Below are 26,563 nucleotides of genomic sequence, written 5' to 3'. Positions count from 1 at the left end.
CTCAGTCGCCGCCGCCGCGCCGGCGCCGCATGCTGCGGGACGCCACGGCGACCGCCGCGACGGCCGCGAGCGCGAGGCCGATCACCGCGTGCCGGGTACCGGGGCCCTGCTCCTTGGCCTGGCCCGCGGCCTGCGTCGCCGCACCGCCGCCGCCCGCGTGCACGGGCCGGTACGGGGTGGCGTGGGAGTGGTCGCGATCGTGGTCCCGGTCGCGGTCGCGGTCGCCATGGACGACGGTGAGGCGGCCGCTCGCCTTGCCGGAGCTGTCCTTGCAGTGGACCCAGATGTCGTAGTCGCGGCCCTGCGCGTCCGAACGGATCCGGGCCCGGGCGAACAGGCCGCCGTCGGAGGCGGGCCGGAAGCGGGCCTCCGACACGAAGGCGTCGGAGGTGCCGATCGCCTCGCGGCCGCTGCACACGCTGACGCGGAGATCCACCTCCCCTCCCAGGGCCGTGGTGCTCGGGGACACCCGCACCGATCCGTGCGGCTCGGACTCGGCCGCCGCGGGGGACGCGGGCAGCACGGTCAGGGCGGCGGCCGCCACGGCCGCGCAGAGTGTGATGGGGCGCATGCGCATCGTGAACCTCCTGCAACCGAGATTCACGTGCGAGCCCGCATTCCGCACCCCGAGGGCGTGGCGGCTCGGCCGGACGGGCGCGCCGTCCGCCCGGACGGGTCAGATCAGTTTCACCAGGTCCGCGATCGAGTCGACGATCTTCGACGGGCGGAACGGGTACGACTCGACGGCCTCCGGCCGGGTCAGCCCGGTCAGGACCAGGAACGTCTGCATGCCGGCCTCAAGACCGGCCAGCACGTCGGTGTCCATCCTGTCGCCGATCATGGCGCTGGTCTCGGAGTGCGCGCCGATCGCGTTGAGGCCGGTGCGCATCATCAGCGGGTTGGGCTTGCCCGCGAAGTACGGCTTCCTGCCGGTCGCCTTGGTGATCAGGGCCGCGACCGCGCCGGTGGCGGGCAGCGGGCCCTCCTGGCTCGGTCCGGTCTCGTCCGGGTTGGTGCAGATGAACCGGGCCCCGGCGTTGATCAGCCGGATCGCCTTGGTGAGCGCCTCGAAGCTGTACGTACGGGTCTCGCCGAGGACGACGTAGTCCGGCTCGTGGTCGGTCAGGACGTACCCGATGTCGTGCAGCGCGGTGGTCAGGCCGGCCTCGCCGATGACGTACGCGGTGCCGCCGGGTCGCTGGTCGTCGAGGAACTTCGCGGTGGCGAGCGCCGAGGTCCAGATGTTCTCCACCGGCACGTCCAGGCCCATGCGCATCAGGCGGGCGTGCAGGTCGCGCGGGGTGTAGATCGAGTTGTTGGTGAGGACGAGGAAGGGGCGGCCCGACTCCTTGAGCGTCTTGAGGAAGGCGTCCGCTCCGGGGATGGGGGTGCCCTCGTGGATGAGGACACCGTCCATGTCGGTGAGCCAGGATTCGATCGGCTTGCGCTCTGCCATGGGTGCGGACTCCTGCGTTCTGCGCGGTCTTCGCGCGCTGCTGAGCGATGAGCTGGGGACGCCGGCGCACCGCGCTGTGCGTTGCCGACGCCCCCAGCCTAGTCAGGATCCGCCGATCCCGACCTGGTCGATCACCGTCCGGACCGTTCGGTTTCCGGGACCGTTCAGCTTCCGGTGGCGGACTTCCACGCGTCCACGTACGCCGGAAGGTTCTTCGAGATGTCCATCCAGTCGGGCTGGAAGATGTCGACGCCCTGCATCAGCTTGCCGAGCGCGACCGCGTTGGCGTCGGTGGCCTTGATGTCGGTGCGGGCCGAGAAGCCGCCGCCGATCTCGCTGACCTCCTTCTGCGCCTCCTCGCTCAGCATGTAGTCGAGGAGCTTCTTGCCGTTGGCGCCGTGCGGGGCCTTGCTGACCAGGCCGGCCGCGTACGGCAGCCCGAAGGAGGACGGCTTGGTGCCGCTCGCGGTGCCCGGGAACCAGATGCCGAGGTTGGGCATGGTCTTGGCCTGGGCGTAGTTCATCTGTACGTCGCCGTTGGCGGCGAGGAGCTCGCCCTTGTCGACCTTGGGCGCGAGCTTGCCGGTGGAGGCGGACGGGCCGACGTTGTTGGCCTGGAGCTTGCGCAGGTAGTCCATCGCGGCTTCCTTGCCGCCGAAGTCGTGCATGGCCTTGATGACGAGGGCGGTGCCGTCGCCCGCGACGCCCGGCGTGGAGTACTGGATCTTGTTCTTGTACTTGGCGTCGAGGAGGTCCTCCCAGTTCTTGGGGGCCTCCTTCAGCTCCTTCTTGTTGTAGACGAACCCGAAGTAGTTGTTGACGACCGAGGTCCACATGCCGTCGGGCGACTTGGCGCCGCCGTCGACCTTGTCCGCGCCGGCCGGTACGTACTTCTGGAGCAGCCCCTTGTCCTGGGCCTGCTGGATGAACGGCGGCAGCGTGACGAGCACGTCGGCCTGGGTGTTGGACTTCTCGCGGACGGCGCGCTGCACCATCTCGCCGGAGCCGCCCTCGACGTACTTGACCTTGATGCCGGTCTTCGCCTCGAAGTCCTTGAAGACCTTGTCGTACCAGCCGTCGCCCTTCTCGCCCTTGAGGCCGTCGGCGCTGTAGACGGTGACGGTCTTCGCGTTGGAGTCCGCGGAGGAGTCGCCGCCGCAGGCGGACAGGGTGGCGGCGAGGACGAGGCTGCCGGTGACGGCGGCGACCGGCTTGAGCGCGGTGAGGGTGTTTCTGTGCATGACGTTCGGGACTCCTGAGATTCTCGGGTCAGCGGAAGGAGGCTTTGGTACGGATGCGGGAGACGGCGAGCAGGACGAGCAGCGTCGTCCCCATGAGCACCACGGCGACAGCCGCGCCGGTGAAGAGGGAGCCGCGGTCGGTGGCCGCGAAGATCTGCACCGGCAGCGGGGTCCAGTCCGGCGGGTAGAGCATCATGGTGGCGCTCAACTCGCCCATGGACAGGGCGAAGCAGAGGCCTGCGGCGGCCGTCAGGGACGGCAGCAGAAGCGGCAGCTTCACCCGCCACAGGACCAGATGCGGCCGGGCGCCCAGACTGGCGGCGGCCTGTTCGTACATCGGGTCCAGACGCAGGATGGCGGCCGAAACCGACTGGTAGGCAAACGCCATGACAAGAACGGTGTGCGCGAGGATCACGATCCAGCGCGTTCCGTTGAGCAGCACCGGCGGCTTGGAGAACGCGACGAGGATCGCGAGCCCGACGACCACCGACGGCACGGCGACCGGCAGCACGAACAGGGCGTCCATGAACCGCCGTCCGCCCTTCTTCAGGGCAGCCGCGGCAAGCGCGGCCCACGAGCCGACGGTCAGCGCGAGGACGCTCGCCGCGAGGGCGGTGATCAGGCTGGTGGTGAGCGCCTGGAGGGAATCCCCGGCGGTCGCCGCACCGTAGTTGCCGGTGGTGAACCCGGACGGGAAGACGCTCGACCAACTGGTGGCGAACGACGCGGCCACGATGACGAGCAGCGGCAGCGCGAAGACCGGCAGGAACAGGACGAAGAAGACGATGTACGTGGCCCAGCGGCCACCCCGGCTATGCACCAACACGACGGCTCACCACCCGGTAGAGGCCGTAAAGACCCACGGATATCGCGATGTTGACGACGGCGACGACACAGGCGGCCGGATAGTCCGACTCCAGGATCGCCTTGCTGTAGACGAGCATGGGGAGCGTGGTGACGCCCTTGGCACCGGTGAACAGCACGATCCCGAACTCGTTCAGGCACATCACCAGCACCAGCGAGCCGCCCGCCGCGAGGGCGGGCAGCGCCTCGGGAAGGATCACCCGCCGTACGATCCTGGCCGGCCGCGCGCCCAGCGAGGACGCCACTTCCAGCTGGGCGGTGTCCAGTTGCGAGAACGCGGCGAGCAGCGGGCGCATCACGAAGGGCGTGAAATATGTGATCTCCGCGAGCAGCACCCCCCAGGGCGTGGTCAGAAACTGAAAAGGCCCACTGTGCGCGCCGGTGACATCCGTCCACAGCCCATTGGCCATGCCGACGGTGCCGTAGATGAACAGCAGCGCGAGCGTGATCAGAAAGGAGGGGAAGGACAGAAACACATCGATGAACTTGGCGACGGCCTTTCCGCCGGGAAACGGCACGAACGCGATGACGAGCGCGAGCACGAACCCGAGCACGAGACACCCGACGGTCGCCCCGACGGCCAGCCAGACGGTGGTACTGAGCGCCTCCCGAAACGCGGCGGAGGCGAACACGTCGGCGTAGGGCTGAAGGGAGGTGCCGCCGGAGTCGGGGGTGACGGACTGCCGGACGACGAGGGCGAGGGGGTAGAGGAAGACGGCGGCGAGTACGGCGATGGGGGGCAACACCCATAGCAGGGTGGGCAGTTGACGCCTGCCGCCCAGCCCGGCTCCCCGGTTTGGCCTGCGGCCACCGCTGGTCGCTCCCGCTCCCTCTTCCCCTTCTTGCTGTGGGCAATCGTTCCGCAGGGCGATGGGGGTCCCTCCCTGGCCCTTAAGACCTTGGGGGCGGGTGGGCACAGCCCCCAGTGCCGGATCACCGGCCAGCTTCCCCCGCCCCGAGCTACCCACCGGCCACCCCCGCACCCAGCAGCACCCCATCCTGGGGCGCGAAGTGCAGGGTCACCTCGTCACCGAGAGCGGGAGTCTCGCGGAGCTCCCGCACGTCCGCCTTCACGCGATGCCCGGCCACATCGACGTACAGCCGATGCGTGGCCCCCCGCCACTGCACCTCCGCGATCTTCCCCCGCAGCGCGTTGGGCCCGGCGCCGAGCCCGACCAAGTGCGGCCGCACGCACAGCGTGGCCATCGCCCCCCAGGCAGCCTCGTCGGTGGCGACGGACAGCTCGGTGTCCCCGAACAGCACGGACCCCGCCCCCACCCGCACCGGCAACAGGTTCGCGTTGCCCACGAACGACGCCGTGAATTCCGTACGCGGCCTCCGATACAGGTCCTGCGGAGTCCCGCAGTCCTGGAGCCGCGCCTTGTCCATGACGGCGATGCGGTCGGCCAGGGTGAGCGCCTCGACCTGGTCGTGGGTGACGTACAGAACGGAGACGTCGGGCAACTCCCGGTGCAGCCGGGCGAGTTCGGTCAGCATCCCCGAGCGCAGCTGGGCATCCAGCGCGGAGAGCGGCTCGTCGAGGAGGAGCACGTCGGGCCGGATGGCGAGCGCGCGGGCGATGGCCACGCGCTGCTGCTGCCCGCCGGAGAGCTCGCGCGGATAGCGCTTGGCGTAGGTGTCCATGCCGGTCATCGCGAGGGCCTCGGCGACCCGTCCGGGGATCTGCCCCTTGGGGACCTTCTGCGCCTTGAGCCCGAAGGCCACGTTGTCCTCGACCCGCATGTGCGGGAAGAGCGCGTACTGCTGGACGACCATGCCGATACCGCGCTGGTGGGGCGGCAGGTGGGTCACGTCGCGCTCGCCGATGAACACCCGCCCGCGCACCGGCTGGACGAACCCGGCGACGGCGCGCAGCGCGGTGGTCTTGCCGGAGCCGGAGGGCCCGAGCAGGGCCATGACCTCGCCGGGTTCGACGGTGAGGTCGAGCGAGTCGAGGACGACGTTGCCGTGGTAGGCGACGGTGACGCCGTCGAAGCGGATGCCGCTGCGCACGGCACCCGGCGGGGCCGCGCCGCTCACCTTCCGGCCTCCAACTCGGCTATCAGGTCCGGGAGTTCGGCAACAGAGCCGAGAACATGGGAGGCGCCCGCTTCGGCAAGGGCCTCGTTCCCGTGGGCGCCGGTCAGCACACCCGCGACGATGCCCGCCCCGGACCGTACGCCGCTGAGCATGTCGTACGAGGTGTCGCCGGCCACCGCGATGTCGCGGACCGAGTCGACCGCGCCGGTACGGAGGAAGGCGCTGAGCACCATGTCGGGGTACGGGCGGCCGCGGCCTCCGGCGTCGGCCGGGCACAGGGTGAGCGGGACGAGGTCCTGCCAGCCGAGGGCCTTGAGGATCGCGTCCTGGGTGACGCGGGCGAAACCGGTGGAGAGGACCACGGTGCGGCCCTGCGCCTTGAGCTTCTCGATCGCCTCGCGGGCGCCCGGGACCGGCGCGATGAGCCCGCCGTCGACGAGCGTTCCGTACGCCTCCTCGAAGGCGGTGTTCGCGGTCCGGGCCTTGGCCTCGTCGCCGAAGAGGTGCCGGAAGACCGAGATCTTGGACTCGCCCATGGTGGCGCGGACGTAGTCGAGCATGGTGGCGTGCTCGGCCGAGCCCTGCTCGACGCCGAGCCGCCCGGCGGCGCTCGCGAAGGCCCGCTCGACGAGTCCGCCGTCGGCGACGGTGGTGCCCGCCATGTCGAGCACGACCAGGTTGTACGCGTTCATCCTGGCCGACTTCATCGTGGTCAACTTCATGGTGGTCAACTCCCTTACCAGCCCAGCTCGTTCGCGGTCTTCTCGGCGATGGCCGGGGAACACGTCATGCCGCGTCCGCCTGGCCCGGTCACCAGCCACACCCCGTCCCGCACCCGCTGGCGGTGCACGACGCGCGAGGTGTCGGTGCACTGGGCGTAGACCCCGGCCCAGCGACGCTGGATCTTGGGGAGCGGCCGGCCGAGGAAGGACTCGACGACCCGGACGAGGTGCTCATACGGCTCCTCCAGGACGTCGAAGGCGAAGGGGTGCTCGTACTCGTGGGTGTCGCCGATGGTCAGCCCGCCGTCCTTGCGCTGCACCATGAGGAGCTGCATCTTGTGCGCGGCGGCGGTGGGGTCCTGCGCCTGTCCGGCGTTGAGCGCGTCGAGGGCCTCGCTCGCGTACGCCGGGTAGTAGCGGAAGCTGTCGGCGTCGGCGACGGAGGTGGTGAGCGGCTCGCCGAGCGGCGCGGTCTGCATCATCTGGAGCCGTACGCGGCGCACGGGCAGGTCGGGCACGAGCTCCCGCACGAGCCCGCCGAGCCAGGCCCCCGTACAGAGGACGACGACGTCACCGCGGTGCACATCACCGTGATCGTCCCGGACGGCGTTGCCGCCGAGCACCTCGCGGACTTCCCGCCCACCGAGGTAGGTGTACCGCCCGGACGCCAACAGTGCGTCCTTCAGGGCGAGTTGAGCGGTACGGGGTTCTACGGCGGCGTCGCGCTCGCACCACAGGGCGGCGGAGAATTCGCCGCGCAGGGCGGGGTTGAGGGCGCGGGCCTCGTCGGCGCCGAGGAGCTTGTAACCGCGGGCGGCTGCGTCTTCGCGGGCCAACGCGGCTTCGGCGACGGCGAGTTCGAGGTCGGTACGCAGCGGGGTCAGCGAGCCGTTGGGCCGGAACCCGAGCCCGGGGACGCGCTCACCGATCCCCTCCCAGAGCTCGCGGGCGCGGAGCGCGGTGTCCAGCTCCTCACCGCCCGCGCGGCCGCTGACCCATATCTGGCCGAAGTTGCGGAGCGAGGCCCCGCGCGCCTCGCTCTCGCGCTCGATGTGTACGACCTCGTGGCCGCGTTCCACTGCGTGCCAGGCGTGCATGGTTCCCACCACGCCGGCTCCAACGACGATGACTCTCACGGCGGCAACGCTCCTCGGGGAGGGTGTCCCGCGCCGGTCCATCCGGCAACGCCCCGGTGAACGGCCCCCCAAGCTTGGCCTAGACCCGTTATGCACCCGTGACCATGCGCCTCGCGGCACCCAACCCCTCCTGGGGCTCCGCCCCAGGCCCCGGAGGCCGCCCCACCCCGCCCCTTCCCGAGACCCTCCGGGGGTTGGAGTAAGGGTGAAGCCAGGTTTCCTGGGGCTCCGCCCCAGACCCCGTTCGCGCCTGAAGGGCGCTCGTCCTCAAACGCCGGACAAGCTGAAATGCTCCGGCGCCGACCAGCATCAACCCTGCTGGGGGCGCGGGGAACGGCGCGACCAGCCAGCCACGGCCCGCAGCCGAAGAACAGGCACATGCGCGCAGCGCATGGCATTTAGGGGCGCGGGGCTGTGACATTTGCGGCTCCGCCGCGTGGGCGCAATCGCCCCGGCGGCCCGCAGTCGAAAACCCCGCCCACCCCCACCGACCCCCGCTACCGCCCGAGGTGGGTCGTGAAGGAGAACCGGTCACCCCGGTACAGGGTGCGGACCCTCTCAAGGGGGCGGCCCCCCGCATCCCGCGAAACCCGATGAATGAGCAGCATCGGCAGTGCGGGCGGCGTGCCGATGAGCAGGGCCTCCCGCGGCGTGGCAAGGACCGTCTCGATGCGCTCGTCGACGTCCCCGAGCGTGACCCCGAGCCGATCGCGGAGGTAGGCGTAGAAGGAGGAGTCCGGCGTGAACTCCCTGTCCAGGTCGGGCATCCGCGAGACCGCCGCGTACGTGCTCTCAAGACCCATCCGCTCGTCGTCGGCGAGCAGGACGCGCTCCATGTGCCAGACCGGCTCGCCCCGTTCGAGCCCGGTCTCGGCGGCGAGCGCGGGTGGGCAGGGGAAACGTTCGAGGGTGATGAGGTGGCGTCCGGGCGTACGGCCCTGGCGGCGCACCCCTTCGGTGTAGCTGGCCAGCGAGAGGGGCTGTTCGAGTTTGGCGCCGGCCACCACCGTGCCCCGGCCCTGGCGGCGCAGCCTCCCTTCGAGGAGCAGCTCGCGCAGCGCCTGGCGGACGGTCTCCCGGGCGACTTCGTAGCGCAGCGCCAGGTCGCGCTCGGTCGGCAGCAGGTCCCCCTCCCCCAACTCATCGATGAGCAGGGCGACTTGGGCCTTGACGGCGTAGTACTTCGGGATGCGTCCGTGCTCCGGGATGCCGGAGCGGATGGGGGCGCCGGGGGCCTGATTCTCCGGGTAGCCGGTCAGGGAGTCGTACGGGGTGTCGCTCAGCGAGCTCAAGGAGTCGTTCAGGGCGTCGTTCGGGTTTTCCACAGGGGCGATGCTCGCATGAGCATGTGAACAACCGGGGTCGTCGCCCTGCTCAGCGGCGGCGCCGGATGCGGAACCGGCGCGGCGCGGTCACCAGGGCGCCGCCCGCGAGGAGGAGCACGGCGGAGATGAGGCCGAGGCGGGCGAGCGCGCTGCCCCGGCCGGTCTCGGCGAGCTCGGTGTCGATCTGGTGCAGGAGGTCGCCCTCGGCGACGAGGTCGAAGCGGTAGTCGGCGGACTCCCCCACCCACTGGCCGTTGGTGCCGCGGCGCTGCACGATCGCGGCGTTGGCGGTGATCTGGTCGGGCACGGCGTCGGCGGTGAAGCCGAGCCGCACCGGCACGGTGAGCGTCTTGCCCGCGCCGATGACGAAGCCGGGGAAGCCGTCGTCGAAGACGCCGATGTGCTCGTCCTCGTCGGTCTTGAGGAACGCCACGGAGTGCCTGCGGCCGGTGGCCGGGTCGTCGAACTCCATCCGGATCCGGTCGTTCCTGAGGGTGCGGTCCCGGTCGACCAGGACGAGGACGGGGTGGATGCTGTCGCAGTCCTCGTGCGAGGTGTTGGTGAGATCGAGGGACCAGGACTGCCTCGCTCCGCCGGGGTGGTACTCGGCGGGCCCGCCGTGGATCTTCGTGTCCAGCGGGAACGCGGTGCCGGTCCGCCCGGCACAGAAGGGCAGCTTCACGTTGAGCGGCGGCTCGACGGGCACCGCGGTGACGACCGGCTTGAGCGGCGCGACGTTGTGCCGGCCGGACGGGAGCCCGCCGCCGTCGTCGGCCGCGGCCACCCCCGCGAGCGGGGCGATGGCGGCGGCGGCCACTGCGGTGACGAGGGCAGTGCGCAGTCGCATGAGGAGCCTTTGCTGCTCGGGGCGTTCGGGGCTCGGGGCCGCCGCCCGTACGGAGTCGGCGCCTCCCGGTCGGTCGGACCCGGTCGTGGCCCGCGAGCCTGCCACGCGTCCGTGTCCCGCCTCGCGCGCCCCGCCCGGGCATGCCGGGACACGCCGGGGAAGACCGCCCTATCAGCCCAATATCGGGCCTTCGTATGGGCGTTCCGGGCGCTGGCCTTTCCGAGCGTGTGCTTTCCGGACGCCTGCGTTCCGGGGGCGCGTATCGGCCCTACGCCTGCGGGTACGCCACATTCGCCCGGCCGAAGACCGGGACCAGGACCAGCTGGGCGGCGCCCTCCGCCACGGCGTGCGGTCCGCCCGCGGCCGGGCGGACCGGGACCTCGGGGGCGCCGCCGCGCCGGGCGCGTTCCTCGACGACCGCGGCCACACCCCGTACGAACGTGTCCTGGTCCGCGGTCACCGTGCGACCGCCGAGCAGGATCTCGTCGACGTCGAGCAGCCCGACGAGGTTGGCCGCGCCCACGCCGAGGAAGCGGGCCGCCGCCGCGATGTCCCCGCGGGCGACCGCCGTCAGGCACAGCGCCTCGATGCAGCCGCGCCCGCCGCAGCCGCACGCCGGCCCTCCGAGCAGGATCGTCTGGTGCCCGAACTCGCCCGCTCCCGTACGGGCGCCGCGGTGCAGCGCCCCGCCGAGCACGAGGCCCGCGCCGAGTCCCGTACCGAGGTGGAGGTACGCGAAGGAGCCCGCCCGGGTGCCGGCGCGCAGGGCGAGGCCGAGGGCGGCGGCGTTGGTGTCCTTGTCCAGGAAGACCTTCCGGCCGAGCCGCTCGGCGAGCGCGTCGCGCAGCGGGAAGCCGTTCCAGTGCGGGAAGCCGGTGACCCGGTGCAGCACCCCGCTGCCGTGGTCGAGCGGGCCCGGCATGGCGACGCCGACGCCGAGCACGCGCCGCCCCCCGGTCAGCGCCTCCGCCTCGGCGGCCGCCGCCTCCACCACGCACGACGGCTCCGCGCCGAGGTCCAGCGGTACGGTCCTGGCGCCGACCAGGGTGCCCGCGAGGTCGACGAGGACCGCGGTCAGCTCGTCGCGGTCCAGGTGCAGGCCGATGGCGTGCGCGGCGGACGGCACCAGCTTGAGCACGGTGCGCGGCTTGCCCCCGGTCGAGGCGCGGCGGCCCGCCTCGGTGGCCGTGCCCTCGTCCCGCAGCCGCGCGGTGATCTTGCTGACGGCCTGCGGGGTGAGCCCGGTGCGCTCGGCGAGCTCCAGCCTGCTGATGCCCGCCTCTCCCGCGGCCCGCAGCAGGTCGAGGACCAGCGCGGCGTTGTGGTTGCGCAGCGCCGGCAGATTCGCACCCGTATTGCTCCTGTTCACCGACCCATTGTCCCTCTTGCTTGCACTTTGGCAACAGCGTTGCTTAAGTGGATGTCATGAAGGATCCCATGAACGCTCCCCAGACCGACGGCCTCCGCGTGGGACTCGTGGGCTACGGCCTGGCGGGCTCCGTCTTCCACGCCCCGCTGATCGCCGCGACCGACGGCCTCGTCCTCGACACGGTCGTCACCTCGAACCCCGAGCGCCAGGCACAGGCCCGCGCCGAGCACGGCGAGGACCTGCGCGTCGCGAACTCCCCCGAGGAGTTGTACGACGCCGGCCTCGACCTCGTCGTGATCGCCTCGCCGAACAAGACGCACGTCCCGATCGCGACCGAGGCGCTCAAGGCGGGTCTGCCGGTCGTCGTGGACAAGCCGCTGGCCGGCACCGCCGCCGAGGCGCGTGACCTGGCGTCCCTCGCCGAGGAGCGCGGCCTGCTGCTCTCGGTCTTCCAGAACCGCCGCTGGGACAACGACTTCCTGACCCTGCGGGCCCTGCTCGCGGACGGTGAGCTCGGCGAGATCCAGCGCTTCGAGTCCCGCTTCGAGCGGTGGCGGCCGCAGCCCAAGGGCGGCTGGCGCGAGTCGGGCGACCCGAACGAGATCGGCGGGCTGCTCTACGACCTCGGCAGCCATGTCGTCGACCAGGCGCTCGTCCTGTTCGGCCCGGCGCTGCGCGTCTACGCGGAGGCCGACGTACGCCGCCCCGGCGCCCAGGCCGACGACGACACCTTCATCGCGATCACGCACGCGAGCGGCGTCCGCTCCCACCTCTACGTCAGCGCGACGACCGCCCAACTCGGCCCGCGCTTGCGGGTGTTGGGGTCGTCGGCGGGCTTCGTGAAGTACGGCCTCGACCCGCAGGAGGCGGCTCTGCGCGAGGGCAAGCGCCCTTCGGTGGACGAGCCCTGGGGCGTGGAACCGGAGTCGATGTGGGGCCGGGTGGGCTCGGGAGAATCCCCCCAGACCGGCGGCGGCCGCCCCCTCCGGACGATCCCGGGTGACTACCCGGCGTACTACGCGGCGATCGCGAAGGCCCTGCGCGAGGGCGGCGAACCCCCGGTCACCGCGCACGAGGCGGCGGCAGCCCTGGACGTCCTGGAGGCGGCCCGCCGCTCGGCCCGCGAGGGCGTGACGGTGGAGCTGGCCCTGTGAGGGCCCGGGACACAGCGGCGCACCGCGAGGTGGCGGAGGGCACCCCGGTGGCGGGCAGCGTGGCCGCCCTGGAATCGGAACAACAGCGCCTGGTACTGCGGCACTTCACGTACGAGGACGCCTGGGAGCTGGGCATGCTGCTGCGCTCCCTGGCGGTGGAGCGGGAGGCTCCGGTCACCATCGACGTACGGCACGGGGCACGGCAGGTGTTCCGCTGCGCGCTGCCGGGTTCCAGCGCCGACAACGACGCCTGGATCGACCGCAAGCGCCGCGTCGCCGAACGCTATGCGGCGCCGTCGTTCCTGGTGGGCGCCCGCTTCCGCGCAAAGGGCACGACATTCGAGGAGTCGTCCCGCCTGGACCCCAACTCCTTTGCCGCGCACGGGGGTTCGTATCCGGTGACGGTGGAGGGGGTCGGAGTCGTGGGCACGGTCACGGTGTCGGGCCTGCCCCAGGCGGAGGACCATGCGCTGGTGGTGGAGGCGCTGGGGAGGCTCAAGCAGGGCTGAGGCCGGTGCGGGGACGCGCAACCGCACCGGCCGGCTGAGTCGTCAGGCGAGCTCGGAGGTGTCGAGGTCGAAGCCGAACGGCTTGGGCAGGGCGAGCTTCGTACCGAAGGCGGCCTTGGCCACGTGCAGGTAGCGGCCGCCCTCGGGCTCCCAGTGCACGGCGACCTCGCCCCGGTGGCGGTCGACGAGCAGATAGACCGGCAGCCCGGCCTGGGCGTACGCGTCGCGCTTGTCGACCCGGTCCACGTCGGCGTCCTGCTCGCGCCCGGATGTCACCTCCAGGACTAGGAGGACGCCCGAGGGGTCTGCCCAGGAGGGCTGCCCCTTGAAATACCCGTCACGCGCAACCGCGCCGTCGGCCCTGATGCGCCCCGCCCGGTAGGCGGGAACGGCCAAGCCCCGCTCCTCGTACAACCAGAGGTCGGGGCGCTCGGCGATGATCTGGCGTGCGATGACCCGCGCAGCCTCTGAGTGGTCACCATCCGGCGCCGGAGTCACCAGCAGCCTCCCGTTGATCAGCTCGACGTGGTAGCCCTCCGGCGCCGCGGCATCGAACGCTTCGAACTCCTCAAGCGTCATTTCGGACTGCGCAACGGTCATCGTGCCCTCCTTAAGGGTTCCAGCCTAAGCGTCCTTCAGGGCCTGCCGCTGCCGTCCCAGCCCCTCGATCTCCAGTTCTACAACATCCCCCGCCCGCAGATACGGCTTCGGCTCGGGCTGCCCCATGGCCACCCCCGCGGGGGTCCCCGTGTTGATGACGTCGCCCGGGTACAGCGTCATGAACTGGCTGACGTACCGGACGACCTCCGCGACCGGGAAGATCTGCTGCGAGGTCGAGCCGTCCTGCTTGAGCTCCCCGTTGACCCAGAGCTTGAGCGAGAGGGCCTGCGGGTCCGGGATCTCGTCCCGGGTGACCAGCCACGGCCCGAGCGGGTTGAACGTCTCGCAGTTCTTGCCCTTGTCCCACGTGCCGCCGCGCTCGATCTGGAACTCCCGCTCGGACACGTCGTGCGACACCGCGTACCCGGCGACGTACGCCAGCGGGTCCTCGTCGTCGCCGATGTAGCGCGCGGTGCGCCCGATGACGATGGCGAGTTCGACCTCCCAGTCGGTCTTGACCGACCTGCGCGGCACGAGCACCGTGTCGTTCGGCCCGACCACCGTGTCCGCCGCCTTGAAGAAGACGACCGGCTCGGCCGGAATCGCGGCCCCGGTCTCCTCGGCGTGGTCGTGGTAGTTCAGCCCGATGCACACGACCTTGCCGATCCGCGCCACCGGCGGCCCGATGCGCACCCCGGCGTCGTCGAGCGCGGGCAGCACTCCGGTGTCGGCCGCGGCCCGGATCCGGTCCAGGGCGAACTCGTCGGCGAGCAGCTCGCCGTCGATGTCCGCCACCAGGCCGGACAGGTCCCGCAGGGTCCCGTCGGCGTCGAGCAGCGCCGGACGCTCTTCGCCGGCGTTGCCTGCACGCAGCAGCTTCATGGTCAGTCTCCCTTGGTCGAGCCGGGCCCGGCCGATGGGTAGCGGCCATCGGAGGATCGTCCGATCCTCCGATGAAGACGTCCACTCCGCAAGACCCCGTTCACAAACTGGACCGTAACCAGGATCCGGGGTGCTAGGCGACGGTCGCCAGAGCCGCCGGCGCGGGCAGCGTGTCCTTGTAGAGGAAGGCCCGCTCGACGGCGGTCCAGGTGGTGCTGGTGACGACGTACAGCGCGGCGGCGAGCGGCACCACGGCGACCGTGAACAGCGTGGCGAAGGACAGCAGCGGCATGAACTTGGTCATCGCCGCCATCCCCGGCACCGCGTCCTGGCCGCCCGGCGCGGCGAGCGGCAGCGGCGTGGCCGCCATCTGCCGCTTCATCCGCCGGTAGTTGAAGGTGGCCACGGCAGCGACGATCGCGAACAGCACGAGGTAGACCAGGCCCCGCGCCCCGAACACTCCGCCGTGCGCGAGCGCCTCCGTCCAGTTCCCGCCGAGCGGGGCGGCGAAGAGCGTGTGGTCGAGCAGGGCGTTCGCCCTGTCGCCGATCTTCGTGCTGGAGAACAGGTGGTAGAGCAGGAAGAACGCGGGCATCTGGAGCAGGCTGGGCAGGCAGCCCGACAGCGGCGACACCTTCTCGGCGGCATGCAGCTCCATGACCGCTTTCTGGAGTGCCTTGCTGTCCTTGCCGTGCTTCTCGCGCAGCGCCGCGAGCTGCGGCCGCAACTTGGCCTGCGCCTTCTGACCCCGCGCCGCCTGCCGCGACAGCGGGTGCACAGCGAGACGTACAAGAGCGGTGAAAAGCACGATCGCGGCAGCCGTCGAAGCACCGTGGAAGACCGGTTCGAGCAGGCTCGCGAGGTGCTCGGCGAGGCTCGCGAAAGCGCTGAAAAGGGACGTGAACATGAGGAAGCCCTCCGGGGCGTCTCGTCAGGGATGACATGTGAGCGCACGTGAGTGACGTGCATGTCGGCGTGACGGGCCGGGAAGGGCAGAGCGTTACGAGGGTGCCCCTACGCGGCCGTCGGGACGAGAGCCCCGGGCGCTCGGGGCCTGGGCCGCCCGGAGGCGTCCGGGTCGCGCTGCGACAGGAAGGCGGTACGCCGTTCCCGGTCGCGGATCGCGGTACGCACCTTGGTGCGGGCCACCTGCGGCACCGCGCGCGAGGCGAGCGTCGCGCACACCGCGAGCGCGGAGCCGGCGGCGGCGGTCGCGGCGAGCGCGACGGCGGCCGAGAGCATGCCGCCCTCGATGAGGACGGCCTGGGCCAGCAGGAAGAGGAAGAGGCCGAGCAGCGGACGGGCAACCCGTGCGGAACGCGTCAGTACGCCGCCCATGCTGCCCTCCCTCACTCATTCACGGCACGAATCCGCAGGCACTCATGCGCCGCGGATTTCCCTCCAGCCGTTATACACGACGCTCGAACAGCGGTCGCCACCAGAGCGAATCACGTCACAGCGGCTGATTTTCGAGGGGCTGCAGCAGTCGCCGGGGCGCTCGCAGCGCGCGGCTCACCGGGTCCTCGGCCGGGCCGAGCCCGGGGCCGGGCCGCATCTCGACGTCCTCGGGGTCGATCGCCCGCCCGCACGCCCGGCACTCCCCGTACGACCCGAGCTCGGTCCCGCACTCGGCGTGGTGGAAGGTCCGCATGGGCCGCGCGTCCGGGTTGAAGGCCCGCCCCCAGAGCCCGAGTGCACGCAGCGCCGGCCACAGCGCCCGGCCTCCCAGCGCCGGCGCCACTCGGCCCCGGTCAGCCCGGCCCGGGCCAGGTTGTGCCGGGTGTTCAGCAGCCGCCGGCCGCCGCGCACGACATGCACGACACCGGCGTCCCGATCCTGCCGGGCCGCATCGAGACGGTGTTCCAGGATGTGCAGGCGGCGGGACTTGTTGAACCACTCGCCTCGCGTGCGGTATCCGCCCGGAGCGCGTTTGGTGCCCTTCTCCCCGATCGGCTGGGACAGGCGGTGCTTCAGGGTGCGGACACCGGCCTCAAGACACTGGATGTGCGCGAGCTGGCAGCGGCGCGAGAGCGCCCACTGGTCATGCGTGGCCTTCGTGATCGACCCGGCCCAACGCGAGGACGAGGCGGCCGTCAGCCCCTGCTTACGGGCCGCCCACGTGTCGGTGGAGTGCTCGTCGCCATCCTGGCAGCGGGCCGCCAGATCACGCGACGCGAGGCGTCCGAGGTGTGCGCCCACCAGGCGCAACACCCCCTCATCCTCAGGCGTGAGGTGTTTGAGCCGACCGCGAATCGCCACACCGGACGGCCCCAGCGCCACGAACGGCGCGCCGATGGTACGCAGTTGCCGATCCATGCTCCGCCGCACCACTGGCCTCCCTCGCGGATGAACATCTCGAACCTACCGGCCACCACTGACAATCCGGCCCCCGCTGCTCATACGCCCCCCCACCACGACCGAGGACGCACCCATGCGCCCTCACACACACTCCTGGCCACTCAACCAGTAGCAGTTCCCAACCCGGCCTCGGTGAGCGACTGGAGATGGCTCTGCGCCCACGGCGCTGAGGTCGCTCACGCTCCCAGGGAGGCGGGCTCCTCGTCGTAGATGGGATCGCGAGCCAGCACGTCGCCCTCAACCACTACCCCCTTCGGCCCGAGGTACGAAAGGGCAAGCGCCACAAGGAGGTTGAGGCCGAGCGCGATGATCCCGGCGTTGACCCCCCACACCGGATCGTGATCGGTGAACACGAACCCGCACACCACCCCGACCCCGACGGCAAGCCCCGCGAGCCCGCCCACCAGAGTCAACTTCCGCCACACAAGCCCCAGAAGCAGCATCGGCAGGAGCTGCGCCATCCCCTCGTACGAGATGAGCGAGAGCCGTACGAGGGTGTTGGGCACGGTGTACGTCATGAGCAGGGCGAGCGCCCCCGCGACGACCACGACGACCTGCGATGCGCCCTTCTGCCGCTCCCGGAGCCGGGGCACGAGCGAGAGCACACTGCGTCCCCACATCGTGCCGATGACCAGCATGAACACGGCCATCGGCACGATCGAGGAGAGCGCCGCGGCCACCCCGATGAGCCCGACGGTCCAGGCGGGCAGTGAGTCGACGACGAGCTTGAACAGCGCGAGGTTGGAGTCGGCTCCGGCAAGGCCCGGCACGACGAAGATCGCCGCCATCCCGAGCAGCATGGGCACGAAGAGCAGCACGTTGTAGGCGGGCAGCAGCATGGCGTTGCGCCGCAGGGCATCGGCACTGCGCGCCCCGAGATACCCGGCCACCGTGGTCGGAAAAATAACAACCGTGAGGGAATTGAGAACAGACGTGGTGGCGAACCACGCCTCCCCGAAGGCTCCGCCGTGTCCCGGCAATGTGAGCCAGTCGCTCTTCTCGCTCACGACCCGGTCGAGGAAGTCCCCGTACCCGCCGAAGTAGTGCAGCGGCACATAGATCGCGAGAAAGGCCAGGGTGGCGATGACGAGCACGTCCTTGAGCACGGACACCCAGGCGCTGCCGCGCAGCCCGCTGACGACCACGAACCCGGTGGTCACGGCAAAGGCAATGAAATAGGCCCAGTTGAGCGAGACGGCACCGTACGAAATGGTCGAGACGACCACGCCCATGCCGGTGATCTGCAACTGGATGTACGGCAGGAGGAAGGCGGTGGCGAGCAGCGCGACGAGCGCCCCGACCCAGGGCCGCCCGTACCGATGGGCCACCATGTCGGTGATCCCCACAAGCCCGTGCTTTCTTGCGTAGTCCCACAACATGGGCCCGACGACATAGCCGACCGCATAGCCGCACGACATGTAGGCGACCACATACAGCACCGGGGCGCCGTAGTTGTAACCCCAGCCCGCGGCACCCAGATAGCTGAAACTGGTGTAGCTCTCCCCCGCCATGAGCACCCAGATGAACACGGTCCCCAGGCTCCGCCCACCGACGGACCACTCGGCGAGCCCACCCCCTCCGCCCCCGCGCCCACGTACGGCGAACAGCCCGAGGGCGACGGTGGCGGCCATGAAGACGCCGAAGATGGTGGTGGCAACAGCAGCACTGCTCATCGCTTGTCGCCCCTCCAGGTGAGCCAGATGGCGAGTGGGGTGACCAGCGTCGCGATCAGCAGCCAGAGGAAGAGGAAGGGCAGCCCGAAAACCACGGGCCGCACCTTGTTCACGAAGGGCAGCGCCCCGAGATACAGCAGGTAGGGCACCCCCAGCCAGAGCACATGAGATCGACGACGACGCATGCCCGAACGCTAGCGCGGACGGCTCGCCTGCAACTTGCCCCACACAACAAGCCGGTAGGTGGAGGTGAACTCGGGCGTGCAGGTGGTGAGCGTGATGTAGCGCCCCGGCGTGGAGTACCCGTACGAGGGCTTGACATCACTACGGGGAACGGCAGCTATGGTCCCGCTGTCGCGAGCGGAGGTCTGAGGAAGCGTGGAATCGACAACGTACGTATAGACGGTGTCCCGAGTCTCAACCATCACCTGGTCACCGGCCCTCAACTCATTGATGTATCGAAAGGGCTCCCCGTGGGTGTTTCGATGCCCGGCGAGCGCGAAGTTGCCGACCTGCCCCGGCTGGGCGCTCTGCACGTAGTGCCCGACGTACCCCTTGTCGAGCACGCCGGCCTTGCTGATTCCCTGAGCGATGGGCGCGGTGACCCCGATCCGGGGAATCCGGATGACTGCGTACGCCTGGTCCCCGTGCGGGGTGATCTTCGCGCCGGAGGCGGCCTTACCCCCGGAGGGGTGAGGGGCGCCGGTGGCGGGATGGTCCCCGACGGCGACCTGCTCATCGTCCCCGCTCCCCGAGGGGACCGGGACGCGGGGAGCCCCCCACTCCCGCTCCAGGGAATGAACGGTGTGCCCGGCCTCCGCCCGGGCCTCCCGATTGGTCCACCAGAGCTGGTGCGCGACCAGCAGAAGCACAAGCAGCCCGAAGGTCACGGCGAGCTCGGCCCCGGCCCACAGCCCCCGGGCCGCCCAGGCCCGCCGGGCGCGACCGCCCTGCACCATCACCGGTATCCCTGTGCGCACGGGCGCAGGGTAGGTGCCGCCACCACAACTCACCAGGCCTTCAACGGCACAAACTCCACCCACCAGGGCCGGAAGCACCCTCCGCCGGGCCCCCGTACAGCAGTACGGTGTCCCTCATGCGCCCCGACACGCCTGCCGATCACACTGCCGAAGCCGAGCGTCTGCTGCGCACCGCGGCGCAGTACCCGGAGGACCACGAGCCCCTGCTGCTACAGGCCGCGGCCCATCTGGAACTCGCCGGCGACCGCCCGAAGGCCACCACGCTCTACGACCGCCTGCTGGCCTCGAAGGTGGATCACCCCCACCTGGTGAAGGCGTTCAAGGCCGCGAACCTGTGGGAGTACGGCCACGAGCCGGAGGCCCGCGCCATCATCGAGGGCATCCGGGCGGCGGCCCCCCTGGACCCGGCGGCGTGGGAGATCGTCGCCGAGACGCTGGAGTCCCACGACGAACTGGACCTGGCCCACGCGTCCCTCACAACAGCACTGACCTTGCTGGGAGTTGGCGAGGAAGCGGTGGATGTGACAGGAATCCCCTACAGCACGCAATCATTGCTGACGACCCGCCACCGAGTACGCCGCCTGCTCGCGCTCCCGCACGACACATGGGACACCCTGGCGGACGAGCTGCACACGGCGCCGATCACCCTGGACGAGCTCCACGACCCGAAGCGCCTGTGGTCGCTGGGCTCGGAGGACCCGGCGGAGCTCCAGGCGGAACTGGCCCGTCTGAGAGCGGAGTTGGGCAGCTACCGGGCGGCCCTGTCCCGCCCGTTCCCGGTAGCGGTCCTGCACTGGCCGGAGCCGGAACTGGACGAACTCCTGACGGCGTACCCGGAGCTCCAGTCCGAATACCCCACACACGCGGCCCACTTGCTGGACATCGAGGCGTCCCTGCGCGAACTGGCAGCAGCCGGCACCCCGAACCTGGGCATCGTGACGGCCACGGTCCCCTCGTACGAGGCCTTCGCCGCCTCGGAATCCTCGTCCCCCGCGAACGCGGACCTCCTCCCCCAGTACGCCACGACCCTGGCGGCCCGGGGCCGAGCTGTGGCGTGGCCGCCGGGGAGGGGGGCGGATTGCTGGTGCGGGTCGGGGGTGGCTTATGGGGACTGTCATGGGGCGGGTTGATCCACTCTGATTCCCTGGATTGTCAGTGGCCCCTGCTTCACTGGGGGTGACAGTCCATGGGAGGGGCGCAGCGTGACCAACACCACTAATTCGGGGCAACCCGTAACCGGTCTCTACGAGCAGCTCATCACGCTGCGCCTCACCGAGCAGCTCAAGGGGCTCGATGCGGGCGGTTGGCGGACCGTTGATGCCGAGGTGGGCGCCGAATCGACGCCGCACGTCCTCGCTCGCCACATCGCTGACACCGTACGACAGGTGCTGCACCGCCTGCCGGCCGCAGAGCGCGTCCATGCCGCCAATCACATCCTTGAGTCCGTGAGCAATCTGGATGGGGCGCGCGAGTGGGTCGATCTCGTGGCCGATGGGCCACGCCAGTTGTTGGCCGTGGCCGAGCCCGAGGCGCCAGGCGTCTATGCCATCCGTCCCGCAACCCCCCTTTCCGACACGGCTCTGATCACCAACGCGCCGGATGATCCAAATCTGGGCTTCGAGCTTCGGGCCGAGCTCGCCACCGCCGATCGCGTAGACCTGCTCTGCGCCTTCGTGAAGTGGCACGGCCTGAGGGTGCTGGAGCAATCCCTCAAGGCGGCGCGTGCGCGTGGCGTACCGATCCGAGTGATCACCACCACCTATATCGGGGCCACGGAACGACGGGCCCTCGACCGTCTGGTCCAGGAATTCAACGCCGAGGTGCGCGTTAGCTACGAGCTGCGCTCGACGCGCCTCCATGCCAAGGCGTGGCTCTTCCATCGCAACAGCGGTTACGACACGGCATACGTCGGAAGCTCGAACCTCTCCAGGGCGGCCCTCCTGGACGGTTTGGAGTGGAACGTACGGCTGTCTTCCGTCGCCACTCCGGATGTCCTGCGGAAGTTCGAGGCAACCTTCGACTCGTACTGGAACGATCCGACATTCGAGCTGTACGACCCCGCCCGGGATGGCGCACGACTCGACGAGGCTTTGAGCCGGGCCTCGGGACGGATGAACGGGACCGAGCGCCCTTCACTCCAGCTCTCAGGCTTGGAAGTGCGCCCATATCCGCATCAGCGGGACATGCTGGAGCGGCTCGAAGTCGAACGCACCGTCCACGGTCGCCACCGCAATCTCCTGGTCGCGGCGACCGGTACGGGCAAGACGGTCATGGCTGCGCTGGACTATAAGCAGCTGCGGCAGAAGCTGGGGCGCGACGCGCGGCTGCTATTCGTCGCTCACCGCAAGGAGATCTTGCAACAGTCGCTGCGCACCTACCAGGACGTCCTCGTCGATGCCGATTTCGGTGAGCTGCTAGTCGACGGCAAAAAGCCCGTACACAGGACTCACCTCTTCGCGAGCGTCCAGTCCCTCAACGCCCGTGCCCTGGAGCAGTTCGCCCCGGACCACTTCGACATCATCGTCATCGACGAGTTCCACCACGGCACCTCTCCGACGTATCGAAAGATCCTTGACTACTTCCGCCCACTCGAACTCCTCGGCCTGACCGCGACGCCGGAGCGCATGGACGGCAAGAACATTCAGGACGAGTTCTTCGACGGCCGTATCGCAGCCGAGATGCGCCTGTGGGAAGCCCTGGAGAACGACCTACTCAGCCCGTTCCACTACTTCGGGATCAGCGACAACACGGACCTGACCGCCGTCGAGTGGAAGCGTGGGGCGTACGACACAGCGGCGCTGAACAACGTCCTCACGGGCAACGACGCCCGAGCCCGCCTGGTGGTCAAGGCGGTTCAGGACAAGGTGGCGGACCCCGCTGGCATGCGGGCCCTTGGCTTCTGTGTCTCGGTTGCCCACGCACACTTCATGGCGGATTACTTCCGACACGCCGGGTTGAACGCCTTGGCCCTGTCCGGCGAGACGCCATCAGATGAACGCAAGCGGGCCCTTGCCGACTTGAAGGCAGGAGACCTCCAGGTCATCTTCTCGGTGGACCTGTTCAACGAGGGCTTGGACATCCCCGACGTCGACACGCTGCTGCTCCTGCGCCCGACCGCCAGCGCGACCGTCTTCCTCCAGCAGCTGGGCCGGGGTCTGCGTAGGAGCGAGGGCAAAGCCGTGCTGACCGTCTTGGATTTCATCGGCCAGCACCGCAAGGAATTCCGCTTCGAGAACCAGTTCCGGGCACTGACCAACCTGACCCGGAAGCGGCTTCTGAACCACATCGAGCACGATTTCCCCCAGCTCCCCTCCGGTTGCCAGATCATTCTGGAACCCAAGGCGAAGGGGGTCATCATCGAGAACATCAAGGCTCAACTCAGCGTCAGCATAACGGTGTTGGCGCGTGAGGTAGCGGCGTACGGCGAGCCCCGCCTGAGCACCTACCTGGACGAGAGCGGCCGTGAACTCAAGGAGGTCTACCGCGGCGGCAACTCGTGGACCGGCCTGCTGCGCCGCGCCAAGCTCCTGACAACTCCCGCGCCCGAGGGTGAGACGGCACTCCTGAAGCGAGTACCGTCCTTCCTGCACGTCGACGACCCCCAACGAGTGGCCGTCTACTCCCAGTTGCTGACAGACCAGCCTCCCGCGTACGACAGCCTCAGCGAGCAAGAGCAGGGTTACGCTCGGATGCTCTTCTTCTCGCTCTGGCCTGTCGGAGGCCCCTTCACGAGCTACGACGAGGCCTTCACCACCCTGACTGAGCAGCCCGCTCTGCGCGACGAACTCCGTCAGGTGCTGGCGTACAACCTCGCCCACACGGAGCACGTCCCCGTCCCGCTCCTCGGCGACCAGGCCAACCTGCCGCTCACCGTGCACGCGTCGTATACGCGCGAGGAAATCCTTCCCGCCCTCGGCCAGTCCGTGATCGGCGGATTCATGCCGGGGCATTTCCGAGAGGGCGTGAAGTGGTGCGAGTCCGTGAAGACCGATGCCCTTCTCGTCACGCGCGAAAAAGACGAGAAGGACTTCTCACCGCAAACTCGTTACCACGACTACGCGTTGAGCGAGAAGCTGTTCCACTGGGAGTCACAGAACCAGACGTCGGAGTCCTCACCTACGGGCAGGCGCTACCAAAACCACGTAGCCGAAGGCAGTCATGTCCTGCTCTTCGTCCGCCGTTACAAGAGCACGGACATCGGCGGGGCCCAACCGTGGATGCTGCTGGGCCCCGCCCAGTACGTCAAACACGAGGGCAACAAGCCGATGGCCATCACGTGGGGGCTGCTGCATGAGCTGCCGGCGGATGTGTTGACGTACGCCGTGATCGCGGCGGGCTAGGCCGCCGGGCCGTCTACGTTCCAGAAGCGGCGATGCGCCCGGAGGAATCGTTGCTGTATGCGGTGACCCTCAACAGTCCTCAGGTAGACCCTAGGGCCGGGCCCTTCGGCATACCGATCTATAACTTCGAAGTCGTCCGTCAAGTAGAGCGCCCCACGATCCAGCCTCACATGACAGTTGGGGCATAGGCACAGGACGTTACCGTCGACGTCCGGGCCATCATTTGCACCGAGCGACTGAATATGGGCACCCTCTGCGTAGTTTGCCCCATCCCCATTAACCCTCAATGCGAGTCGGCAAATCTGGCAGGTGTAGTCGTACCAGCGCTTCACACGACGAACCACTGCCGTATCCCGAACGATCCGCTCCACCGTGGCCGTAGCGCGGGGAGCTCGCCCTTCAAGAAGTTCCTGAACTTGCTCCTCTATAGGCGATAGCTCTTGGTGCTCATCGACGAGACGACGCAGCGTGAACCTGCAGATCTGAAATCCAGCATTCCCCGCTTCCATCCACTCGCACTCCACCTTGTAGAGGCCGTCATAGCGATACCCGCTCACAGGCGAGAAGTCGTTCTCCCCTTGGTAGCCTCGGATAACGCGAACGGGGTATCCCTGGATACGACTGCGACGTAGGCCAGCGTTCCCCCGATTCTCCCAATCCTGGTCAGCAACCTGCCGTTTCGTGTTGGGATTTTGCCCCCCGGCTCCGGTATAGGTGATCTCATCCCATTCGTCCACATCATCCTCGTACCCATCACTCAGCACGATGGCGTCGGCGGCACGTTCACCATCAGCATCAAGCCCCCACGAGATTCCGGCTTGCTTCTCTTTGTGGAGTCCTGCAGCTCTGACCTCTTCGCGAGAATCGAAACGAGTACCGGGCAAGACATCACCGACGTGTCCGAAGACAGCTCTATACGCAGCCATGCGGACATGCTGCCGACCGACTGATCAAGAGCGATCAGGTCTGACGCCTTACGCCCATCAGCGTCTGAAAGTGGCCGCAAGTTGACCTAAAGGAGGCGTTAGGGGGCAGGTAGCTCCCCGTCGCGGCGCGATTCAACCATCCACGACATCAGCCTCGACGTGCATCTGCGCCCGAACCAAAGCGTCATCCGCATCGCAGCCATGAGCCCGCAGCCAGTGGAGGAGGTCGACGATCAGGTCGATGGCTGCCTCCTCGGCCACTGTCACACCCAGGCGCCCCAACCCGCTTGATCGCACCTGCCGCAGCGCGTCGCACTGAGAAAGGTGCCGCTCGGCCCGTGCAACCCTGGGGCTGTCAACGTGGCCGCCCGCCGTCGTCAGGTCAGTGGCCAGTTCGCACCACACCACCTTGGAGTCCGCGCGCAGGACCACACCCCAGCAGAGAGCGATGGCGTCGACGATCGCCATTCCCCGACCCCCCTCGTCCATATCGTGAGGTGCGAGAAGGGTGGGGAGCGCGCGCGTATTCGGGTCGTGGATCTCGATGCGAAGGCGCGTCTCGCTCATGGACACTGCCAGAGTCGCGGGCGTACCCGGGCCGACATGATTGATGACGTTCGTAACCAATTCCGTGACGCACATCTGGGCAGCCTCGACCACCTCCGGAATTCCCCACAGGGACAGATGGAGACGCAGCACCCTTCGCAGCCCGCCAAGTTCGCGCGGCTCTGCACTGAAGGGGAGATCCCACGGTTTCCGCCGCATGCATTCAGCGTCGTAAATGAGCACGCCCGCCTACCTCCCAGCTTGATGGCACCCCAAGGTCAGAGGCCAGACAGACAGTGGGTGACCAACAGTGTCCGCCCGTAACTCCAAGTGAGACGATGACATCGCCCATCCCGCCATGCAATGTGCACGCAGGGATTCGCTCCATCGAGTGATTGGCGATCCACTGGACTTCCGATGGGATGGAACTTCCCCTAAGCACTCAGGAGTTGAGATGGCCGGTTCGCCCACTGCTCGCCGCCGCCGACTGGCGATCGAACTCAAGAAGCTCCGCGAGGAGAGCGGCCTGACCTGCAACCAGATCGGCGAGGCGCTGCACTGGAGCGGCTCCAAGGTGAACCGGCTTGAGACAGGTAACGGGCGCGTTCAGCCCTCGGATGTCGATGCCCTGTGCCGGTTCTACTCCACCTCCGAGGAACTCCGTGAGCTCCTCATGGCGCTGGCCAAGGACTCGAAGGTCCGCGGCTGGTGGCAGGCCCACGGCACCGGAGTTCCCCCCTGGTTCGCTGGATACGTCGGCTTCGAGCAGGCGGCTTCGAACCTGCGGCAGTACCAGTGCGAGTTCGTGCCCGGCCTGATGCAGACCGCCGAATACGCGGCAGAGCTACATCGGGCGACCAATCAGATGACGCCCGAGGACCTGGAGCGCGCGGTGGCGGTGCGCATGGAGCGGCAGGCACTGCTCACCCAGGAGGGCGCGCCGGATGCATGGTTCATCGTCCATGAGTCCGTACTGCGCCATGTCGTGGGCGATGCCAAACTGATGCATGAGCAGCTCGAACGCATCCTGGCCGTCGCTACGTTGGCGAATGTGACCCTGCAAGTCCTGCCCTTCACCGCCGGGACCTACCCGGCCACAGGTGCCTTCACCATCCTTGGGTTTCCCGAGCAGGAGGACCCCGACCTCGTGTATCGCGATGGCATGACCGATGCCACCTACCTCGACACGCCGCATGATGTAGGGCAGTACACCAAGGCCTTCGACAACCTTCGGGCCCTCGCGTTGAGTCCGTCCCACTCGACGCACCTCATGAGAAGCGCGATGGAGGAGCACTCCCGATGAACATCACGTCCAGCCCGTCCCCCGCCGACGGATGGTTCAGGAGCAGCTACAGCAACGGATCAGGTGGCGAGTGCGTCGAAGCGTCCCTCGGATTCGGCACCAGCTTTGCCGTACGGGACTCAAAGTGGGCCGAGGGGCCCCAGTTGAAGTTCTGCCATGGCGCCTGGGGTGCATTTGTGGATGCCCTACGGGCAGAGCGGCTCAGCTAGGCAGGGCCTCGCCGAGCGGTGCCAGTACCCCCAGACCCCCTAGAAGCCCCGCAGAACGTGCCCGTTAGCCTCAAAGAAACCGC

At 69.1% G+C, this 26,563-nt stretch carries 27 protein-coding genes and 1 pseudogene; 6 read left to right on the top strand and 22 right to left on the bottom strand.

Annotated elements, in window-relative coordinates:
- Nucleotide 1 precedes the first annotated feature (1 nt).
- The 11 genes from ACSHXC_RS24630 to ACSHXC_RS24580 form a co-directional block, all read right to left on the bottom strand.
- Nucleotides 2-577, bottom strand: a complete 576-nt coding sequence (locus ACSHXC_RS24630) for a hypothetical protein (RefSeq protein WP_438293671.1) — start codon at nt 575-577, stop codon at nt 2-4.
- A 99-nt stretch (nt 578-676) separates the two neighbouring features.
- Nucleotides 677-1,456 (bottom strand): HAD-IIA family hydrolase, encoded by a 780-nt coding sequence (locus tag ACSHXC_RS24625; protein WP_438293670.1) that lies wholly within the window; start codon nt 1,454-1,456, stop codon nt 677-679.
- A gap of 164 nt (nt 1,457-1,620) precedes the next feature.
- Nucleotides 1,621-2,697 (bottom strand): 2-aminoethylphosphonate ABC transporter substrate-binding protein, encoded by a 1,077-nt coding sequence (locus ACSHXC_RS24620; RefSeq protein ID WP_438293669.1) that lies wholly within the window; start codon nt 2,695-2,697, stop codon nt 1,621-1,623.
- A 28-nt stretch (nt 2,698-2,725) separates the two neighbouring features.
- Nucleotides 2,726-3,523, bottom strand: coding sequence for an ABC transporter permease (locus ACSHXC_RS24615; RefSeq protein WP_438293668.1), 798 nt, complete (start codon nt 3,521-3,523; stop codon nt 2,726-2,728).
- Entirely contained in the window at nt 3,510-4,343 is an 834-nt protein-coding gene (locus ACSHXC_RS24610) for a 2-aminoethylphosphonate ABC transporter permease subunit (protein ID WP_438296805.1), read from the bottom strand. Before ACSHXC_RS24610 ends, ACSHXC_RS24615 begins: the two co-directional genes overlap by 14 nt.
- 178 nt (nt 4,344-4,521) lie before the next feature.
- Nucleotides 4,522-5,601, bottom strand: a complete 1,080-nt coding sequence (locus ACSHXC_RS24605; protein WP_438293667.1) for an ABC transporter ATP-binding protein — start codon at nt 5,599-5,601, stop codon at nt 4,522-4,524.
- Entirely contained in the window at nt 5,598-6,323 is a 726-nt protein-coding gene (locus ACSHXC_RS24600) for a phosphonatase-like hydrolase (RefSeq protein ID WP_438293666.1), read from the bottom strand. Before ACSHXC_RS24600 ends, ACSHXC_RS24605 begins: the two co-directional genes overlap by 4 nt.
- Nucleotides 6,324-6,337: 14 nt before the next feature.
- Entirely contained in the window at nt 6,338-7,459 is a 1,122-nt protein-coding gene (locus tag ACSHXC_RS24595) for a TIGR03364 family FAD-dependent oxidoreductase (RefSeq protein ID WP_438293665.1), read from the bottom strand.
- Nucleotides 7,460-7,956: 497 nt separating this feature from the next.
- Entirely contained in the window at nt 7,957-8,718 is a 762-nt protein-coding gene (locus ACSHXC_RS24590; RefSeq protein ID WP_438296803.1) for a GntR family transcriptional regulator, read from the bottom strand.
- Between the two features lie 115 nt (nt 8,719-8,833).
- Complete coding sequence (locus ACSHXC_RS24585) at nt 8,834-9,631, bottom strand: hypothetical protein (protein WP_438293664.1); 798 nt, start codon at nt 9,629-9,631, stop codon at nt 8,834-8,836.
- Nucleotides 9,632-9,899: 268 nt separating this feature from the next.
- A complete protein-coding gene (locus ACSHXC_RS24580) occupies nt 9,900-11,000 on the bottom strand; it encodes an ROK family transcriptional regulator (RefSeq protein ID WP_438293663.1) in 1,101 nt (366 codons plus the stop codon).
- Nucleotides 11,001-11,068: 68 nt separating this feature from the next.
- Here ACSHXC_RS24580 and ACSHXC_RS24575 point away from each other — a divergent pair, with 68 nt between their 5' ends.
- Complete coding sequence (locus ACSHXC_RS24575) at nt 11,069-12,154, top strand: Gfo/Idh/MocA family oxidoreductase (protein WP_438293662.1); 1,086 nt, start codon at nt 11,069-11,071, stop codon at nt 12,152-12,154.
- Between the two features lie 47 nt (nt 12,155-12,201).
- Nucleotides 12,202-12,663: a heme-degrading domain-containing protein gene (locus ACSHXC_RS24570; RefSeq protein WP_438296801.1), complete on the top strand. Its 462-nt coding sequence runs from the start codon at nt 12,202-12,204 to the stop codon at nt 12,661-12,663.
- A gap of 42 nt (nt 12,664-12,705) precedes the next feature.
- On the opposite strand, the gene ACSHXC_RS24565 is transcribed toward ACSHXC_RS24570, so the two are convergent.
- The 9 genes and pseudogenes from ACSHXC_RS24565 to ACSHXC_RS24525 form a co-directional block, all read right to left on the bottom strand.
- Nucleotides 12,706-13,263, bottom strand: coding sequence for a Uma2 family endonuclease (locus ACSHXC_RS24565; protein WP_438293661.1), 558 nt, complete (start codon nt 13,261-13,263; stop codon nt 12,706-12,708).
- A 24-nt stretch (nt 13,264-13,287) separates the two neighbouring features.
- Nucleotides 13,288-14,145, bottom strand: coding sequence for a fumarylacetoacetate hydrolase family protein (locus ACSHXC_RS24560; protein WP_438293660.1), 858 nt, complete (start codon nt 14,143-14,145; stop codon nt 13,288-13,290).
- Nucleotides 14,146-14,278: 133 nt separating this feature from the next.
- On the bottom strand, nt 14,279-15,052 hold the full coding sequence (locus ACSHXC_RS24555; protein WP_438293659.1) for a YidC/Oxa1 family membrane protein insertase: 774 nt from the start codon (nt 15,050-15,052) through the stop codon (nt 14,279-14,281).
- Between the two features lie 107 nt (nt 15,053-15,159).
- A complete protein-coding gene (locus ACSHXC_RS24550; RefSeq protein ID WP_438293658.1) occupies nt 15,160-15,483 on the bottom strand; it encodes a DUF6412 domain-containing protein in 324 nt (107 codons plus the stop codon).
- Nucleotides 15,484-15,598: 115 nt separating this feature from the next.
- A complete protein-coding gene (locus tag ACSHXC_RS24545) occupies nt 15,599-15,886 on the bottom strand; it encodes a hypothetical protein (protein WP_438297115.1) in 288 nt (95 codons plus the stop codon).
- Nucleotides 15,859-16,461, bottom strand: a pseudogene (locus ACSHXC_RS24540) (IS200/IS605 family accessory protein TnpB-related protein); the annotation flags it as partial. The gene ACSHXC_RS24545 and the pseudogene ACSHXC_RS24540, both read right to left, overlap by 28 nt.
- Nucleotides 16,462-16,679: 218 nt before the next feature.
- Entirely contained in the window at nt 16,680-18,176 is a 1,497-nt protein-coding gene (locus ACSHXC_RS24535) for a sodium:solute symporter family protein (RefSeq protein WP_438293657.1), read from the bottom strand.
- Nucleotides 18,173-18,361 carry a DUF3311 domain-containing protein gene (locus tag ACSHXC_RS24530; RefSeq protein ID WP_438293656.1) on the bottom strand — a complete coding sequence of 63 codons (189 nt, stop codon included), beginning with the start codon at nt 18,359-18,361 and terminating at the stop codon, nt 18,173-18,175. Before ACSHXC_RS24530 ends, ACSHXC_RS24535 begins: the two co-directional genes overlap by 4 nt.
- Nucleotides 18,362-18,370: 9 nt before the next feature.
- Nucleotides 18,371-19,135 (bottom strand): class E sortase, encoded by a 765-nt coding sequence (locus tag ACSHXC_RS24525; RefSeq protein ID WP_438296799.1) that lies wholly within the window; start codon nt 19,133-19,135, stop codon nt 18,371-18,373.
- A gap of 137 nt (nt 19,136-19,272) precedes the next feature.
- On the opposite strand from ACSHXC_RS24525, the gene ACSHXC_RS24520 reads away from it, so the two are divergent.
- The gene (locus ACSHXC_RS24520; protein ID WP_438293655.1) at nt 19,273-20,286 is read left to right on the top strand and encodes an SEC-C metal-binding domain-containing protein; all 1,014 of its coding nucleotides are present in this window, start codon (nt 19,273-19,275) and stop codon (nt 20,284-20,286) included.
- Nucleotides 20,287-20,358: 72 nt separating this feature from the next.
- On the top strand, nt 20,359-23,496 hold the full coding sequence (locus tag ACSHXC_RS24515; protein ID WP_438293654.1) for a DUF3427 domain-containing protein: 3,138 nt from the start codon (nt 20,359-20,361) through the stop codon (nt 23,494-23,496).
- Here ACSHXC_RS24515 and ACSHXC_RS24510 read toward each other — a convergent pair.
- Entirely contained in the window at nt 23,493-24,422 is a 930-nt protein-coding gene (locus tag ACSHXC_RS24510) for a YDG/SRA domain-containing protein (RefSeq protein WP_438293653.1), read from the bottom strand. The genes ACSHXC_RS24515 and ACSHXC_RS24510 overlap by 4 nt on opposite strands.
- Before the next feature lie 132 nt (nt 24,423-24,554).
- Nucleotides 24,555-25,211, bottom strand: coding sequence for an ATP-binding protein (locus ACSHXC_RS24505; RefSeq protein ID WP_438293652.1), 657 nt, complete (start codon nt 25,209-25,211; stop codon nt 24,555-24,557).
- Nucleotides 25,212-25,422: 211 nt separating this feature from the next.
- Between ACSHXC_RS24505 and ACSHXC_RS24500 the strand changes: the two genes are divergently transcribed.
- Together ACSHXC_RS24500 and ACSHXC_RS24495 are read left to right on the top strand one after the other, a co-directional pair.
- Entirely contained in the window at nt 25,423-26,271 is an 849-nt protein-coding gene (locus ACSHXC_RS24500; protein WP_438293651.1) for a helix-turn-helix domain-containing protein, read from the top strand.
- Nucleotides 26,268-26,480, top strand: a complete 213-nt coding sequence (locus ACSHXC_RS24495) for a DUF397 domain-containing protein (RefSeq protein WP_438293650.1) — start codon at nt 26,268-26,270, stop codon at nt 26,478-26,480. Before ACSHXC_RS24500 ends, ACSHXC_RS24495 begins: the two co-directional genes overlap by 4 nt.
- Nucleotides 26,481-26,563 lie beyond the last annotated feature (83 nt).

Source organism: Streptomyces sp. HUAS TT7, from assembly GCF_051550175.1.
Taxonomy (GTDB): domain Bacteria; phylum Actinomycetota; class Actinomycetes; order Streptomycetales; family Streptomycetaceae; genus Streptomyces.
Note: the sequence above shows the minus strand (reverse complement) of the source record. Positions and strands in the feature narration are given on the sequence as shown.